At 72.2% G+C, this 14,723-nt stretch carries 13 protein-coding genes; 7 read left to right on the top strand and 6 right to left on the bottom strand.

The genetic code is table 11. The features are described from left to right. Nucleotides 1-1,060 (top strand): hypothetical protein (locus AWZ10_RS04180; RefSeq protein WP_060890462.1); only part of this gene is annotated, 1,060 nt, incomplete at its 5' end. A gap of 313 nt (nucleotides 1,061-1,373) precedes the next feature. On the opposite strand, the gene AWZ10_RS04175 is transcribed toward AWZ10_RS04180, so the two are convergent. Next, complete coding sequence (locus AWZ10_RS04175) at nucleotides 1,374-1,910, bottom strand: GNAT family N-acetyltransferase (RefSeq protein WP_205576472.1); 537 nt, start codon at nucleotides 1,908-1,910, stop codon at nucleotides 1,374-1,376. Nucleotides 1,911-2,164: 254 nt separating this feature from the next. Between AWZ10_RS04175 and AWZ10_RS04170 the strand changes: the two genes are divergently transcribed. The 4 genes from AWZ10_RS04170 to AWZ10_RS04155 all read left to right on the top strand — a co-directional run bounded on the left by AWZ10_RS04170 (nucleotide 2,165) and on the right by AWZ10_RS04155 (nucleotide 9,138). Further along, complete coding sequence (locus AWZ10_RS04170; RefSeq protein WP_240439749.1) at nucleotides 2,165-3,397, top strand: MFS transporter; 1,233 nt, start codon at nucleotides 2,165-2,167, stop codon at nucleotides 3,395-3,397. Nucleotides 3,398-3,502: 105 nt separating this feature from the next. Next, nucleotides 3,503-5,281, top strand: coding sequence for a glycoside hydrolase family 35 protein (locus AWZ10_RS04165; RefSeq protein WP_046709602.1), 1,779 nt, complete (start codon nucleotides 3,503-3,505; stop codon nucleotides 5,279-5,281). Continuing rightward, the gene (locus AWZ10_RS04160) at nucleotides 5,281-7,767 is read left to right on the top strand and encodes a beta-galactosidase (protein WP_060890461.1); all 2,487 of its coding nucleotides are present in this window, start codon (nucleotides 5,281-5,283) and stop codon (nucleotides 7,765-7,767) included. Before AWZ10_RS04165 ends, AWZ10_RS04160 begins: the two co-directional genes overlap by 1 nt. A 279-nt stretch (nucleotides 7,768-8,046) precedes the next feature. Then, nucleotides 8,047-9,138: a LacI family DNA-binding transcriptional regulator gene (locus AWZ10_RS04155; RefSeq protein ID WP_046706439.1), complete on the top strand. Its 1,092-nt coding sequence runs from the start codon at nucleotides 8,047-8,049 to the stop codon at nucleotides 9,136-9,138. A gap of 146 nt (nucleotides 9,139-9,284) precedes the next feature. Here AWZ10_RS04155 and AWZ10_RS04150 read toward each other — a convergent pair whose 3' ends face one another. From AWZ10_RS04150 to AWZ10_RS04140, 3 genes are all read right to left on the bottom strand, one after another. Beyond that, entirely contained in the window at nucleotides 9,285-10,100 is an 816-nt protein-coding gene (locus AWZ10_RS04150) for an SAM-dependent methyltransferase (RefSeq protein ID WP_046706440.1), read from the bottom strand. Between the two features lie 82 nt (nucleotides 10,101-10,182). Next, complete coding sequence (locus AWZ10_RS04145) at nucleotides 10,183-10,443, bottom strand: DUF397 domain-containing protein (RefSeq protein WP_046706438.1); 261 nt, start codon at nucleotides 10,441-10,443, stop codon at nucleotides 10,183-10,185. A 1-nt stretch (nucleotide 10,444) separates the two neighbouring features. Next, nucleotides 10,445-11,320 carry a helix-turn-helix domain-containing protein gene (locus AWZ10_RS04140; protein ID WP_046706437.1) on the bottom strand — a complete coding sequence of 292 codons (876 nt, stop codon included), beginning with the start codon at nucleotides 11,318-11,320 and terminating at the stop codon, nucleotides 10,445-10,447. Nucleotides 11,321-11,798: 478 nt separating this feature from the next. Here AWZ10_RS04140 and AWZ10_RS04135 point away from each other — a divergent pair, with 478 nt between their 5' ends. After that, nucleotides 11,799-12,266, top strand: a complete 468-nt coding sequence (locus tag AWZ10_RS04135) for an ATP-binding protein (protein WP_052769649.1) — start codon at nucleotides 11,799-11,801, stop codon at nucleotides 12,264-12,266. A 310-nt stretch (nucleotides 12,267-12,576) separates the two neighbouring features. After that, nucleotides 12,577-13,488, top strand: a complete 912-nt coding sequence (locus AWZ10_RS04130; RefSeq protein WP_079104285.1) for an adenosine kinase — start codon at nucleotides 12,577-12,579, stop codon at nucleotides 13,486-13,488. Nucleotides 13,489-13,526: 38 nt separating this feature from the next. On the opposite strand, the gene AWZ10_RS04125 is transcribed toward AWZ10_RS04130, so the two are convergent. Together AWZ10_RS04125 and AWZ10_RS04120 are read right to left on the bottom strand one after the other, a co-directional pair. Next, entirely contained in the window at nucleotides 13,527-14,129 is a 603-nt protein-coding gene (locus AWZ10_RS04125) for a GTP-binding protein (RefSeq protein ID WP_060890459.1), read from the bottom strand. Nucleotides 14,130-14,173: 44 nt separating this feature from the next. Further along, nucleotides 14,174-14,602 (bottom strand): roadblock/LC7 domain-containing protein, encoded by a 429-nt coding sequence (locus AWZ10_RS04120; protein WP_046707844.1) that lies wholly within the window; start codon nucleotides 14,600-14,602, stop codon nucleotides 14,174-14,176. Nucleotides 14,603-14,723: the final 121 nt, after the last annotated feature.

The following is a 14,723-nucleotide window of genomic DNA, read 5'->3' as shown; positions in this document are numbered from 1 at the left end:
GGTCGCGGCGGCGTGCGGCGAGGGCTCGTACCAGGCGGAGGCCGTGCTCAGCGGCAGCACCTGGACCGCCCGGCGCGGCGGCAGCGTCACGTACACCGGGACCGACATGCGCGCGGCGATCCAGGCCGCCGTCAACAGCCTCACCTCCGGACGGACTTCGAAGGAGCGGGTCGTCGTGCGCGGCTCCGGATCCATCGGCGCCGGTTCCCGGGTGTCGCTGCCCAGCTACACCGTGCTCGACGTGTGCGGCACGATCAACGTCACCGGCACGGGCTCCGGCGACCAGGCGCCCGTCTACTCCCGCGGCACCCGGGACATCGAGGTCCAGCACCTCAACCTCACCGGCACCCCGCTGTACGGGATCTTCCTGCGCAACGTCCAGAACGTCGTCCTCGGCCAGCTCGACATGCGTCTCTCGCGCGGCCTCGGGGTTCGGATCGACAACCGCGGCGACACCAGCCAGTGGACGCGCAACGTCAGGATCGACAACGTGTACGTGTCCGGCGCGAGCAGTCACGCGGTCGAGACGTACGGCGTCGACGGGCTCACCGTGGGAACGGTGACCGCCCGCAACGTGGGCGAGTCCGGGCTGCTCCTCAACCAGACGATCAACGCCACGGTCACCAAGGTCGACGCGGACGGCGCGGGCGCCGGCACCGGTTACGCCGCCTTCCGCATGGCCAACCGCAACGGCCGGGTGGGCAGTTCGTACCCGACCAACATCCGGGTCGGCGAGGTGATCGCGCGCGGCGGCGGACGCGGCGTCTTCTGCGTCTCAGAGAGCGGCGGCGCGGTCATCGACCGCATCAACCTCACCAGCACCGGCAACAACGCGATCCTCATCGAGAACTGCTACAACGTGAACCTCGCCGCCCAGAGCGGCACGGTCTCCGGCGGCGGGGAGATCCGGCTGGCCGCACGATCGGAGTTCGCCAACAACCGCGACATCACCGTCCAGAACCTGACGGTCACCAACTCGTCCATCAGGGAGAGCCCCTGCGGCGAGAACACCACCTTCCGCAACAACCGGCTGGTCAACAGCGCCGAGAACATCTGCTGACCTGCCCTCCCACCGGGCGCGCCCGGCACCCGCTCCCGGGCGCGCCCGCCCTGCCGCGGCAGGGGGGGCGGCACTCCAGGGACGGGCCCCGGGACCGGTGGGGGTGCGTAGCCGACCGTCGCGTGTCGTCGGTGCTGCTGGGCAAGGTCGTGACCGGTCCCGGCGGACGGTGGACCCCCTCTCCGCCGACCGAACGATCTTCCGCACACAGCGGATGCGGCATCCCGGCGGCCCTGTGCCGGACGACCGGGATCCGCCTCGGCGCCAACCACGGTTCCAGCGATCCCCGGGGGCGCGAGAGCCGTCGGTGGGATCAGGGTGCCGCGTAGCATCGGACGGCCACCCGCTGGTCAGGGCCCCACCACTGTTCGACCGTGGCCAGGAACTGCCAGCCGAGACGTTCGTAGAGCGCCGCCGCCGCGGTGTCGGACGCCACCACGTCGAGTACCGGATGCAGACCGCGTCGCCGCGCCTCTACGACGGCCTCGGAGACGAGCGACGCGCCGAGCCCCCGGCCGCGGGCCGACGGAGCGACGAACAGCCGGCTGAGCACGGCCGTCCCGTCGACTCCCACACCCGTACGGTCGCTCCACAGTCCGGGCGCCGCGTCACCCGCGCCGCTCCGGGACAGTCCCGCATGACCGGCGATCCGGCCGTCCAGGTCCACCACCCAGGCGGCGACCAGCGAGGGGGGAGTCAGCCAAGGACCGGGCCGATCGGGCCAGTTGACCGGATAGCCGTCGCGTTCATGGACCTCCGCGAGCACCCGGACGCAGTCCGCGAGATCGCGGTCGGTCCGATACCGGACATCATGGGCCGTGCTGTCACCGGACACGCTCTCGCTCTTCACGGCCGCATGGAAGCACAGTCCGAAGAGCCGCCGCGTGGGAAATTCCCCCGGCCCCGAGCGCACCGCCCCGGCCCTCGCCCCAGCCCACGCCTCAGCCCTCGCCCCAGCCCTCGCTCCGCCCGGCCGACCGCCTCCCGCACCCCATCCGCCCCTCCCGTACCCCACCCGCCGCACAGCCCTGCGGGAGATCTTGACGGCGCCGATGTTACCGGTAACACTTCGGGTGTCCCAGCCACGGAGAGGCGGAGCCCCGCGTGCCCGACGCATCGACCGCGCAAGAGGTGAAGCACATCCGGCAGGGCCCGGAAAGCAGGGTGTTCAGCCCGGCCGCCGTGGTCGCGTCCTGTGTCGGCTTCGTCCTCATCGGCGTGCTCCAGGCGCTCTACGGGCCCGCCATCCCGGCCTTCCGCGACGAGTTCGGACTGTCGCCGTCGGCCGCCGGGCTCGGGCTGAGCGCCCACTTCGTCGGCGGAGTCGTCGGCGTACTGCTCTTCGACCGGCTCTACGGGCGGCTGGGCAACCGGCGGATCCTCGGCACCTCGTACCTGCTGATGGCCCTCGGCGCGGCGGGCTTCGCGCTCGCGCCGAACTGGCCCGCGGGTCTCGCCGCCGCCCTGCTCGCCGGACTCGGCTTCGGCGGCATCGACTACGGCCTCAACCAGCTCTTCGCCGTCGGCTTCGGCCACCGCTCGACCGCCATGCTGAACATCCTCAACGCCCACTTCGGCGTCGGCGCGATCCTCGGCCCGGCCCTGATCGCCGCCGTCGGCGCCGAGCACTACCCGGTGCTCTTCCTGGCCTTCGCCGCCGCCAACCTGCCGCTGCTGCTGTGCCTGCGGGGCGTGCGCGACCAGGTGCCCCAGCCCGCCGCCGAAGGGACCGCGGCGGCAGCCGGCGGCTCGGCGCTCAGCCGCAGCCTGGGCTCGGTGCTCGCCGTGTTCGTCACCCTCTACGTCCTGCACGTCGGCGTCGAGGCCGGGGTCGGCGGTTGGGAACCCACGCACCTGGAGACGGTCGGATACGGCGCCGGGGCCGCGGCGACCGCCACCTCCGTGTACTGGCTGATGATGACGGTCGGCCGCTTCCTGGTCGCCCCCCTCGCCCTGCGCCACTCACCCCGGACGATCATCACCGTGTCCTGCGCCGGCATGACGGTCTGCCTGCTGCTGGCCTCGGTGCCCCGGCTCGCCCCGTACGCCTACGCAGGAGTCGGCCTGTTCATCGCGCCGATCTTCCCCACCGGCCTGCCCTGGCTGCACGCGGCCGCACCCCGGGCCCGCCGGGCCGGAGCGCTCGTCATCGCCGCCTCCATGATCGGAGGAGTGGCGGCCGGCCCCGCGCTCGGCAAGGCCATCGAGTGGTCCGGCGTCCGCGCGGTTCCGCTGCTGCTCTCCGCCGTCTCGGCCCTGTGCCTGCTGGCCACGCTGTGGCTGATCCGCGCCACCCGCGCCAACGCCCCGTCACCGTCCGCGTCCCCGTCCTCGTGACCCCGTCGCGTCGACGCCCGTCCGTCATCCGTCCCCGGCCTCCCGCCACCCGCACGACGGCATCGTCCCCCTCCCCCAAGTCCGCCCCGCCGAAGGGAATCAGCCTTGCGCACGCCCGCTCTGACCACGACGTCCGACGGTTTCCTCCTGAACGGGGAGCCGTTCCGGATCATCTCCGGCGCGATGCACTACTTCCGCATCCACCCCGACCTGTGGGCCGACCGGCTGCGCAAGGCCCGGCTGATGGGCCTCAACACCGTGGAGACGTACGTCCCCTGGAACCTCCACCAGCCCGACCCGGACAGCCCGCTCGTCCTCGACGGCCTGCTCGACCTGCCCCGCTATCTGCGGCTCGCCCGCGCCGAGGGCCTGCACGTCCTGCTGCGCCCCGGCCCGTACATCTGCGCCGAGTGGGACGGCGGCGGCCTGCCCTCCTGGCTCACCTCGGACGCCGACATCCGGCTGCGCTCCAGCGACCCCCGCTTCACCGACGCCCTCGACCGCTACCTCGACATCCTGCTGCCCCCGCTGCTGCCGTACATGGCGGCGAGCGGCGGCCCGGTCATCGCCGTCCAGGTCGAGAACGAGTACGGGGCGTACGGCGACGACACCGCGTACCTCAAGCACGTCCACCAGGCGCTGCGCGCACGGGGCATCGAGGAACTGCTCTTCACCTGCGACCAGGCGGGCTCCGGCCACCACCTGGCCGCCGGCAGCCTGCCCGGCGTCCTGTCCACCGCCACCTTCGGCGGCAGGATCGAGGAGTCGCTGGAGGCGCTGCGGGCCCACATGCCCGAAGGGCCGCTGATGTGCTCGGAGTTCTGGATCGGCTGGTTCGACCACTGGGGCGAGGAGCACCACGTGCGGGACGCGGCGAGCGCCGCCGCCGACCTCGACAAGCTGCTGGCCGCCGGTGCCTCCGTCAACATCTACATGTTCCACGGCGGCACCAACTTCGGCTTCACCAACGGCGCCAACCACGACCAGTGCTACGCCCCGATCGTCACCTCCTACGACTACGACGCCGCCCTCACCGAGTCCGGCGACCCCGGCTCCAAGTACCACGCCTTCCGCGAGGTCATCGCCCGCCACGCCCCGGTCCCGGAGGAGCCGGCCCCGGCTCCCGCGCCCAAACTCTCGGGCATCACCGTGGAGCTGGACCGCCGGGCACCCCTGCTGCCGTACGCCACCGCCCTCGGCACCGCCGTGGAACGCACCGAACACCCGGTCACCATGGAGGAGTTGGGGCAGCGCTCCGGTTACGTCCTCTACCGCACCACCCTTCCCGAGGCGGGCGACGGCCTGCTCCACTTCGACGGCGGGGTCGGCGACCGCGCCCAGGTCTTCGTGGACGGCGCCCCCGTCGGCGTCCTGGAACGCGAACGCCACGACGAGACCCTGCCGCTGCGCGTCCCGCACGCCGGTGCCACGCTCGACGTCCTCGTCGAGAACATGGGCGGCGTCAACTACGGCCCTCGCATCGGCGCCGCCAAGGGCCTCCTCGGCCCCGTCACCTTCAACGGCACCGCCCTGCTCGGCTGGGACACCCACCGGCTGCCGCTGGCCGACCTCTCCACGGTCCCCTTCGCCCCGGCCGGGACGGCGGCCCCGGTCACCGTCCCCGCCTTCCACCACGGCACCTTCGACGTCGACACCCCCGCCGACACCTTCCTCTCGCTGCCCGGCTGGACCAAGGGACAGGCCTGGATCAACGGCTTCCACCTCGGCCGCTACTGGAACCGTGGCCCGCAGCGCACCCTGTACGTCCCGGCCCCCGTCCTGCGCCCCGGCGCCAACGACCTGGTCCTGCTGGAACTCAACGCCACGACCAGCGCCCGCGCCGAGTTCACGGACACACCCGACCTGGGCCCGGTGAAGCCCTGATGACGCCGGCGCACCATGTGCGCGTACCGGCGCCCGGCGACCCCCCGCTGCGCGGCCACCTTCCCTTCGCCGACGCGCCGGGGGCGGCCGACCCCATCGAGGTCAACAGCCGTTGGCTGACGCGGGGCGGCCGTCCGTGGTTCCCCGTCTCCGGCGAGTTCCACCCCACCCGCTACCCGGCGGGGGAGTGGGAGGAGGAACTGCTGAAGATGAAGGCGGGCGGGGTGACGGTCGTCGCCGCCTACGTCATCTGGATCCACCACGAGGAGGCCGAGGGCCGCATCCGGTTCGACGGCGACCGCGACCTGCGCCGCTTCGCCGAACTCTGCGCCCGCCACGGCCTGGACCTCATCCCCCGTATCGGCCCCTGGGTCCACGCCGAGGTCCGCAACGGCGGCCTACCCGACTGGGTCCTGGACCGCACCGACGCGCCCCGCACCGACGACCCGGCCTACCTCGCCCCCGTACACACCTGGTTCACCGCGATCGCCGGGCAACTGCACGGTCTTGACCGGTCCAACGGCGGCCCGGTCGTCGCCATCCAGATCGAGAACGAGCTGTACGACCGGCCGGGCCATCTGCTCACGTTGAAGCGCATGGCCCAGGAGGCCGGACTGTCGGCTCCCCTGTGGACGTCGACCGCCTGGGGCGGAGTGCGCCTGCCGCCCGACGAGCTTCTCCCCCTCTACGGCGGCTACACCGAGACCTTCTGGACCGAGGCGGACGGCGGCTGGCCCGACACCTGCCGCAAGCACTTCTTCTTCACCCACCAGCGTGACGACGAGGGCATCGGCGCGGACCTCCGTCCGACGACGGTACGCGGCGCTGATCCTGCGGCGTCGGCGGACCGATTCCCCTGGGCCACCTGCGAGCTGGGCGGCGGCATGGCGGTGGCCTACCACCGCCGGCCGCGCGTCGACGCGGCCGACATCGGAGCCCTCGGCCTCACCAAGATCGGGTGCGGCTCGGTCTGGCAGGGCTACTACATGTTCCACGGTGGCACCAACCCGCCGGGTGACCTCACCCCCCTCCAGGAGTCCCACGCCACCGGCTACCCCAACGACCTCCCCGTCCTCACCTACGACTTCCAGGCCCCCCTCGGCGAATACGGCCAGTACCGCCCCTCCTACGACGAACTCCGCCTCCAGCACCTCCTGCTGGCCGACTTCGGACATCTGATCGCCCCGATGGACTCGGCCCTGCCCGAGCGGCGGCCGACGGGCCAGGACGACCGGGAGACGTTGAGGTGGGCCGTTCGCGGCGACGGCCGATCGGGCTTCCTCTTCGTCAACAACCACCAGCCGCACGAGCCGCTGCCGGACCATCCGGGGACGACGTTCACGGTCGAGTTCCCGGACGGCCCGGACGGCCCGGACGGCCCGGACGGCACCGGGGGGCCGCCCGGTGCGACCGGCTCCGGTGGTGCGACCGGCCGGGTGCTGTCGCTGCCGAGCGCACCCGTCACGATCCCCCGAGGGGCCTACCTCTGCTGGCCGTTGAGGCTGGACGTCGCCGGGCTGCGGCTGGACTGGGCCACCGCGCAGCCCGTCTGCACGGTCGACGACGGCCACGGCCGCACGGTCCTGGTCCTCGCCGCGACCGACGGCATCACCCCCGAACTCGCCCTGGACATCCGGACGGTGACGACGGTCTCCGTGCCTTCGGGACAGGTCACGACCGTGGGCGACCGCATCCTGGTGACCGGACTGCGCCCCGGCACGGACGCCCTGGTCGAGGTCGACACCACCGACGGCAGCCGGGTCGGCCTCCTGGTCCTGGACGCGGCGACGGCCCGTACCGCCTACCGGGGCCATGCCTGGGGCGCCGAGCGGCTCGTTCTCGCCGACTCCGACGGCGGTGTGGTCTTCGACGCCCACACGGACGAGGTACGCGTCCACAGCGCGACTCCGGAACCTTCGTTCGCCGTGCTGCCCGCCCCGGCGCGGCCGCCGATGGTGACCGGCGCGGTGGTGAAGGAGGCGACGGACGGAGTCCTCGTCCGCTATACGGTGGTGGCGCGGGACGCCGGTCGGCGGGGAACCGGCGGCGCGGACGGCGAACTTCCGGTCACCTTGGTCCGACCGGCGGGCCAGGCGCCGCCCGTCACGACGGGTGTCCTGGGGCGGGCGAGTGTGCCGGCCGACGAGCACTTCGACACCGTGGCCGCCGAGTACGACATCGTCCTGCCGGACGATGCGCCGCCCGGGAGCCTGCTCCGCGTCCACTGGACCGGCGACGTGGCCCGTGCCTACGTGGGGGACCGGCTCGTCGCCGACCAGTTCTACTCGGGGGGTGTCTGGGACATCGGCCTCGACCGGGTGCCGGTGGCGGCGCTGCGCGCGGAGGGGCTGAGGCTGCGCGTGCTGCCGCTGCCCGCCGGTGCGCCGGTGTACGTGCCGGGGTGGGCGGGCGACTCGGGGATCCCGGCGGGGATCGTCCGAGCCGAGTTGATCACCACCCACACCTGGGCCCTCCGGCCCGGCTGAGCCCCGGTTTCGTCGCCCCCGCCGCCCCTACCCGTTCCCATCCCAGGGGCTGCGCCCCTTCGACCCCCAGCCGCGGGTCCGTCGTGGTTGCTCGCGCAGTTCCCCGCGCCCCTGGAGGGAGGGTCCGTGGGGAACTGCGCGACCAGCTTCCACCCGCCCGCAGACAACCGACACACGTGAACGGGGTCGAAGGGGCGGCGGGGGCGAAACCGCCAGACCTATCCTGTGGCCCCGACAGAACCACACCGATCCGGACCCCGTCGAAAAGGACCCAGCCGCATGCCCCGAAGCACGACGGACGGCAACGCGGCCGGCGACCCCGGCGGAGCCACCCGCGGCCGCAGCCGGCGCAACTTCGCCGGCTCCCGCCCGGTGATGGACGACGTGGCCCGCCTCGCCGGCGTCTCCAAGCAGACGGTCTCCCGCGTCCTGAACGACAACCCGGCGGTCCGGACGGAGACCCGGGAAGCCGTGCTGGAGGCCATGCGGACGCTCGGCTACCGCCCCAGCCGCAGCGCGCGCTCGCTGGCCAGCGGCCGGACCCGCATGCTCGGGGTGATCTCCTTCGACGCGGCACGCTACGGCCCGGCCTCCACCCTGACCGCGATCAACACGGCGGCCCAGGAGGCGGGTTACCTCGTCAGCTCCATCGCCCTCGACACGGCGGACCGGGACACCGTCGTCCAGGCGGTGGACCGGCTGTCGGCCGAGGGCGCGGACGGGATCATCGCCATCGCCCCCCAGCGGCCGGTCGCCACCGCACTCGCGCGGGCCCGCCCGGACACCCCGCTGGTGATGCTGGACAACGGCCTCGGCGACGGCACCCCCGTGGTCTCCTCGGACTTCACGGCGGGCGCCCGGCTGGCGACCGAACATCTGCTGGGCCTCGGCCACCCCACCGTCCGGCACATCGCCGGCCCCACCGGCTGGACGTCGGCCGACCGACGCGCCGCGAGCTGGCGCGAGACCCTGACGCGAGCCGGCGCACGCGTCCACGAACCCCTCGTCGGGGACTGGAGCGCCGACTCCGGCCACGAGCTGGGCCGGCGGCTCGCGCGCAGCCGGGACGTCACCGCGGTGTTCGTCTCCAACGACCAGATGGCGCTCGGCCTGCTGCGCGCCCTGCACGAGGCCGGCCGCCGGGTCCCGGACGACGTGAGCGTGGTCGGCTACGACGACATCCCGGAGGCGGCGCATCTGCTGCCGCCGCTGACGACGATCCGTACGGACTTCTCCGCGATCGGCACGATGGCGCTGCGCTTGCTGTTGAGGCAGTTGGACGGCCCGGAGTCGACGGGGGACTCCCTGGAGGAGGACCCCGTCGTCCCTGTTGATCTCATCGTTCGCGACAGTACGGGGGCGGCGAAGTAGTTCCCGCGCGTTTCGGGGGTGCCGCGACGGGGTGTCGGGCGACTACGGGCCGGTGGGGGGCTGGTCGCGCAGTTCCCCGCGCCCCTGAAGGGGGGCGCGCCCCTGGTCCGGCATCGAGCGCCGGGCCAGGGGCGCGTCGTCCTGGATCACGGCTTCCGTGCGATCGCCCCGTACATGGCGATGTCCTCGTCGCGGATGTCCTCCTCGCCCGAGCCGTCCGGGTGCCACTTGTGGACCTGGACGATGCCGGGCTCGACGAGTTCGAGGCCGTCGAAGAACTCGTGGGCCTCGTCGATCGTGCGGAGCCGCATCGGCATGTCGCGGGCCGCGTACTCGCGCGCGACGCGGCCCACCTCCTGCGGGGCGAACTCGGCGGTGCCGATGGTCATCGCCAGGTAGCTGCCCGAGGGGAGGGGTTCGAGGAGACGGCGGACGATTCCGACGGCATCGTCCTCGTCCAGCACGAAGTGGACGATCGCGATCACGGTGAGCGCGACCGGCTTGCCCAGGTCGAGGGTCTCCGCGAACTCGGCCGAGCCGAGCACGGTCTCCGGGTCCTGGAAATCCGCCTCGATGTACGCGGTCCTGCCCTCGGGGGTGCTGGCCAGCAACCCCTGGGACAGCGTGAGGACGATCGGGTCGTTGTCCACGTAGACGACCCGGGACTCGGGGGCCACCGACTGGGCTATCTCGTGGAGGTTGGGGGAGGTGGGGATGCCGGTTCCGATGTCCAGGAACTGGCGCATGCCCGCCTTCTCGGCGAGCCAGCGCACCGCGCGGTTCATCCAGTCGCGGTTGGCACGCATGTGGACCGGCAGGGCCGGCCACTCGTGCGCCATCGCGTCACCGGCCTCCTTGTCGGCCGGGTAGTAGTCCTTGCCGCCGAGGATGTAGTCGTAGATACGCGCCGAATGCGCGTGCTCGGTGTCGATCCGGTCGGCAGGCCATCCGTTGTCGGGCAACGCCGCCCCTCCCATCAGGTCGTGTCGTGCAGGTGTCGGTTCACACAGGTGGTGCGTCAGCGAGGCGTGGGCAGCAAGCAGGTCAGAGCAGGAAGTCGGCCTCGCCCGCCTTCACGCCGGCCAGGAAACTGGTCATCTCACGCGGGGTGAAGAGCAGCGCCGGGCCGTCCGGGTCGGTCGACTGACGGACGGCGACCCGGCCGTCGGCCAGCTTCTTCACTTCCACGCAGGCACCGCCGGCGTCGTCGCTCCACGGCCGGTGCCAGTCCTGTTTGCCGAGGTCGCGGGCGGGCATGCCGTTGCGGACGCGGTTGTGTACTCCGTCGGGTGTGTGGTGGTGCACGTCAGAGCTCCTTGCGTATCGCACCGAGGAGGGCCTCGGTCTTGCGGGCGGGCGCCGACTGCGCGCCCAGCCGGTCCAGGGCCTCGCGGTAGACGACGACGTCGTCCCCCTTGTCGAGGTAGACGGCGCCCACCAGACCGTTGAGGTAGACGATGTCCGGCAACTCGGGTGCCCTGAACCGGAAGAGGTGGAACGCTCCGGCCCGCATCGCCGGATGCGGGCCGTTGTGGAACGGCATGAGCTGGACCGTCACATGGGGCAGCCGGTTCAGCTCGATCAGATGGTCGATCTGGGCGCGCATCACGTCCGGTCCGCCGACGGGCCATCTGAGCACCGTCTCGTCCATCACCACCCACAGCCGGGGCGGTTGCGCACGGGTGAGGAGTTCCTGGCGCCGCATTCGCAGCGCCACCCGCCGCTCGGTGTCCTCGGTCGCCGCGTGCGGATTGCCGGCGCCGAGCAGGGCGCGGGCGTACTCCTCCGTCTGCAGCAGGCCGTGCACGAACTGGGCCTCGTACGCGCGGATCTGGAGCGCGGCCTGTTCCAGGCTGAGGTAGGCGGCGAACCAGTCGGGCAGCACGTCGCGGTAGGTGTGCCACCAGCCGCGCTTGTTGGCCTCGCGGACCGACTTCAGGAAGGTCTCGATCTCCTGCTGGTCCTGTACGCCGTAGATCTGGAGCAGTTTCTCGACATCCGGGAGGCGGAGCCGGGCGACCTTGGCGGCTTCCAGGCGGCGGATCGTGGAATGGCTGACACCGATCGCCTCGCCCGCCTGCTCGAACGTCAGCCCGGCGCGCGTGCGCAGTTCCTCCAGCTGTCTGCCGAGGATCATGCGCAACACGGAGGGGGCCCCGCCCCACTCCGTTTCCGCGGTCACGCCTCACCACCCCCTCACACCGAGCCCAGAGGTCATGTCGAACTGTCTTACGGGTCTTGCGCGTTTTCGTTCAAGGATTGCTCATTGTTGTTCGAGTCGCTTCGAGAGCGCAGTCTCGCACGATCTTGGCTCGAACGGAGGCGGCCTGCGACTCACAAATTGCAAATTTCAACTTGCTGGTTGCGAGGTGTTGTTCGCGGATGCCACAGTGGACGTACCGTCACGGCTTCGGTGAACGCTGAGGCTGCGCGGCCAGGTTGGGGGAGATGTGGCCGCAACTCAGCGCTGTTCGTCGCGAGTTGTCAGAGCTCACGACAGACGGCGAGGCGGCCGTGGCACCGGCACCGCTGCGGTGCGAAGGGCCGACGAAAGGCATACGGCGATGGCTCCGCCCACTCTCCCCCGGTCCACGGACCGGTTATCCCCGGTCATGTACCCACCCCTTGGAACAGAGGCGTACGAACCCCACAGAGCGGGTGTGTTCGGCCTGCCCGCGGTGCCCGCGTCGGCGGGCGAGGCGCGCAGAACCGTGCGCGAGCTGCTCGGCGAGTGGGAGGTGCGTCCGGAGACCTGTGAGGACGTCCTCCTGATCACGTCCGAGCTGGTCACCAACGCGTTGACACACACGGACAGCGAGTGGATCGTGTGCCGGCTGCACTTCACCGGCCGTCGGCTCCGCATCGAGGTCGAGGACCAGAACAGTGGTCACGCACAGCCTGCCCGGCGTCGTCCGGGCCCCGACGACCAGAACGGGCGTGGGCTCATGCTGGTCGGCATGCTCAGCAGCGACTGGGGGGTGCGCGACACCCCACAACGGTCCGGTCGTGTCGTCTGGGCAGAACTGCCGTCGGAGGGCCGGGAAACCGCCGAGCCCGCCCCTCCGACGGCCCCGCACGAGCGCGGGAACCTCCCCTTGCCCGACCTGACCGACCCGTCCTGGACCTAGGGTCGCGGCACTCGTGCCCATCGTTCGGGTCACGCCCGGGCGTGGTGTGTGACACAGACGCCCCACGGCCTGGGAGGCGTGAGGGCCACCGACCGTGTCGTCGTCGGGCGTCGGGCGTCGGGCGTCGGGCGTCGGGAACCGCGGCCCGAGTTCGGCACGGACCGAACGCCAGGCCTCGGCCCGCCTTCGAGCGGGTCCGGGCCCGTCGCCGCGTTCGCCGGTGAGGGTGACCGGAGTCCCGCTCCGGTCACCCCCGGTCCGCCCGGCCGTACGCTGCCTCCACAGCGAAACCCTCGCCACTGGAGGCATGGTGCGCACCGAGTCCGAGATCGACGTCCTCGTGCTGGGCGGGGCGGGCGTCGACACGATCGTCTACGTCCCCGAGCTGCCGCTTCCGTTCGCCGACAGCCATCTGGTGCCGGCCATCGAGACCCGGGCCGGGCAGACCGGCGACTTCATGGCGGTGGCCGCGCACACCCTCGGCCTGCGGACCCACCACCTGGACCTGCTCGGCGACGACCACGAAGGCGACCTGGTCCGCGCCCTGCACCGCGACCGGGGCGTCCCGCTCACCGAGGCGCCCCTGCCCGGCGGCACCCGGCGCGCGGTGAACCTGGTCGGCCCGGACGGGCGCCGCTGCTCGCTCTACGACGGCAGCCGGAGCCAGGAGGTGGACGAACTGCCGCCGCACACGGTCCGCGCGTTGGCCGGAGCCAGCCGCCACGTCCACGTCTCCATCAGCCGGCCGTGCGCTGCCTCCCTGCCCCTCCTGCGCGACCTGGGCGTGACCGTCTCGACCGACCTGCACGACTGGGACGGCGTCAACCCGTACCACGAGCCGTTCGCCCACGCCGCCGACCTGGTCTTCCTGTCCGTCGCCGGGCTCGCCGACCCGGAGAAGACCATGCGCCGGATCACCGAGCGGGGCCGTGCCCGGATCGTCGTCGCCACGGACGGGGCGCGGGGCGCGTACCACCTGGTCGACGGCGAGCTGAGCCACATCCCGCCGGTGACCCCGCCGACGCCGGTCGTGGACTCCAACGGCGCCGGGGACGCCTTCGCGGCGGCCTACCTCTTCGGCCGGCTCACCGGCGAACCCCCGCACCGCTGCGGCCTCTACGGCGCGATCGCGGGCGCCCACGCCTGCACCGTCCCCTCGACCCGCACCGACTCCATCAGCCGTGCCGACCTCCTCGCCCGAGCCGGGGAACCTGCCCCCTGAGCCTCACCCGGGGCCGCTGAGCAGGCGCCGGCCGGGGCTCAGCCCGGCCGGAGGCCGGCCGCCACCAGCCGGGCCTCCATCTTCCGGCGGGCCGCCCCGAGCACGGCCAGCAGGAGCTCCCTGCCGGACTGGCGCTGGCGTACGTCGCAGAGGAGGACCGGGACGGTGGATGCCAGGTCGAGCGCCTGGCGGACCTGCTCGGCGTCGACCTCACGGCGGCCGTCGAAGCAGTTGACGCCGACCGCGAAGGGGATGGAGCGGGACTCGAAGAAGTCGACCGCGGCGAAGGAGGCGTCGAGCCGCCGGGTGTCGGCGAGGACCACGGCCCCGAGCGCACCACTGCACAGGTCGTCCCACATGAACCAGAAACGGTCCTGGCCGGGCGTACCGAAGAGATAGAGCACCAGCTCGGGGGAGATGGTGATGCGGCCGAAGTCCAGGGCGACGGTGGTCGAGACCTTCCTCTCGACGCCCCTGAGGTCGTCCACACGCCGGCCCGCCGCGCTGATGTGCTCCTCGGTCGCCAGCGGGGTCACCTCGCTCACCGCGCCGACCATGGTGGTCTTGCCGACACCGAAGCCACCCGCTATGAGGATCTTCAGGGCGGTGGGTACGACGGTCTCGGAGCTGACGGACACCATCCATCACCCTTTCGACGAGTTCCGGGCCCGGCCGCCGTGGCGGCTCACGCGTCCTGCACGTATTCGGAGGGGGTTTCCGCACGGGGCGCGGCGCTCAGGTACTTGCCGACCTGCTTGACCAGGGTGCCCATCTCGAAGGCCATCATGCCGACGTCGACCTCCTCCGAGGCGATCGCGGCCAGCCGGGCGCCCCGGCCCGCGGCGGTGACGAAGAGGAACGCCCGCTCCATCTGGATGACCGTCTGCTGGACCTCGCCGCCGTGGAAGTGGCGGGCCACGCCCCGGGCGAGGCTGTGCATGCCCGAGCCGACCGCGGACAGATGTTCCGCGTCGTCGAACCTGATGTCCTTCGACTTGCCGATGAGGAGGCCGTCCCCGGACAGCACGATGGCGCAGTGGATCTCGGGTATGCGTTCCACGAGCCCGTCCAGCAGCCAGTCCAGCTGGGGGCCGGTTCGTACCTGCTCAGTCATGTCGTGCGTGTTCCTCACGGTCGGTCGGCGCCGATGTCGGCGCCGGTTCGTCGGGGCGCCGGTGGCAGCGCCCGTCAGGCGGCGTCGGGGCCGGGCCGTGGTGCCGGTCGGCCGTCGGTGC

The organism is Streptomyces europaeiscabiei, assembly GCF_001550375.1.
GTDB lineage: Bacteria > Actinomycetota > Actinomycetes > Streptomycetales > Streptomycetaceae > Streptomyces > Streptomyces europaeiscabiei.
This window is presented reverse-complemented; position numbering and strand designations above follow the sequence as displayed.

Excerpts from the sequence above, each read along its gene's own strand:
- AWZ10_RS04160 (WP_060890461.1), top strand. The coding sequence starts at position 5,281 with ATGACGCCGGCGCACCATGTGCGCGTACCGGCGCCCGGCGACCCCCCG.
- AWZ10_RS04155 (WP_046706439.1), top strand. The coding sequence starts at position 8,047 with ATGCCCCGAAGCACGACGGACGGCAACGCGGCCGGCGACCCCGGCGGA.
- AWZ10_RS04125 (WP_060890459.1), bottom strand. The coding sequence starts at position 14,129 with ATGGTGTCCGTCAGCTCCGAGACCGTCGTACCCACCGCCCTGAAGATC.
- AWZ10_RS04120 (WP_046707844.1), bottom strand. The coding sequence starts at position 14,602 with ATGACTGAGCAGGTACGAACCGGCCCCCAGCTGGACTGGCTGCTGGAC.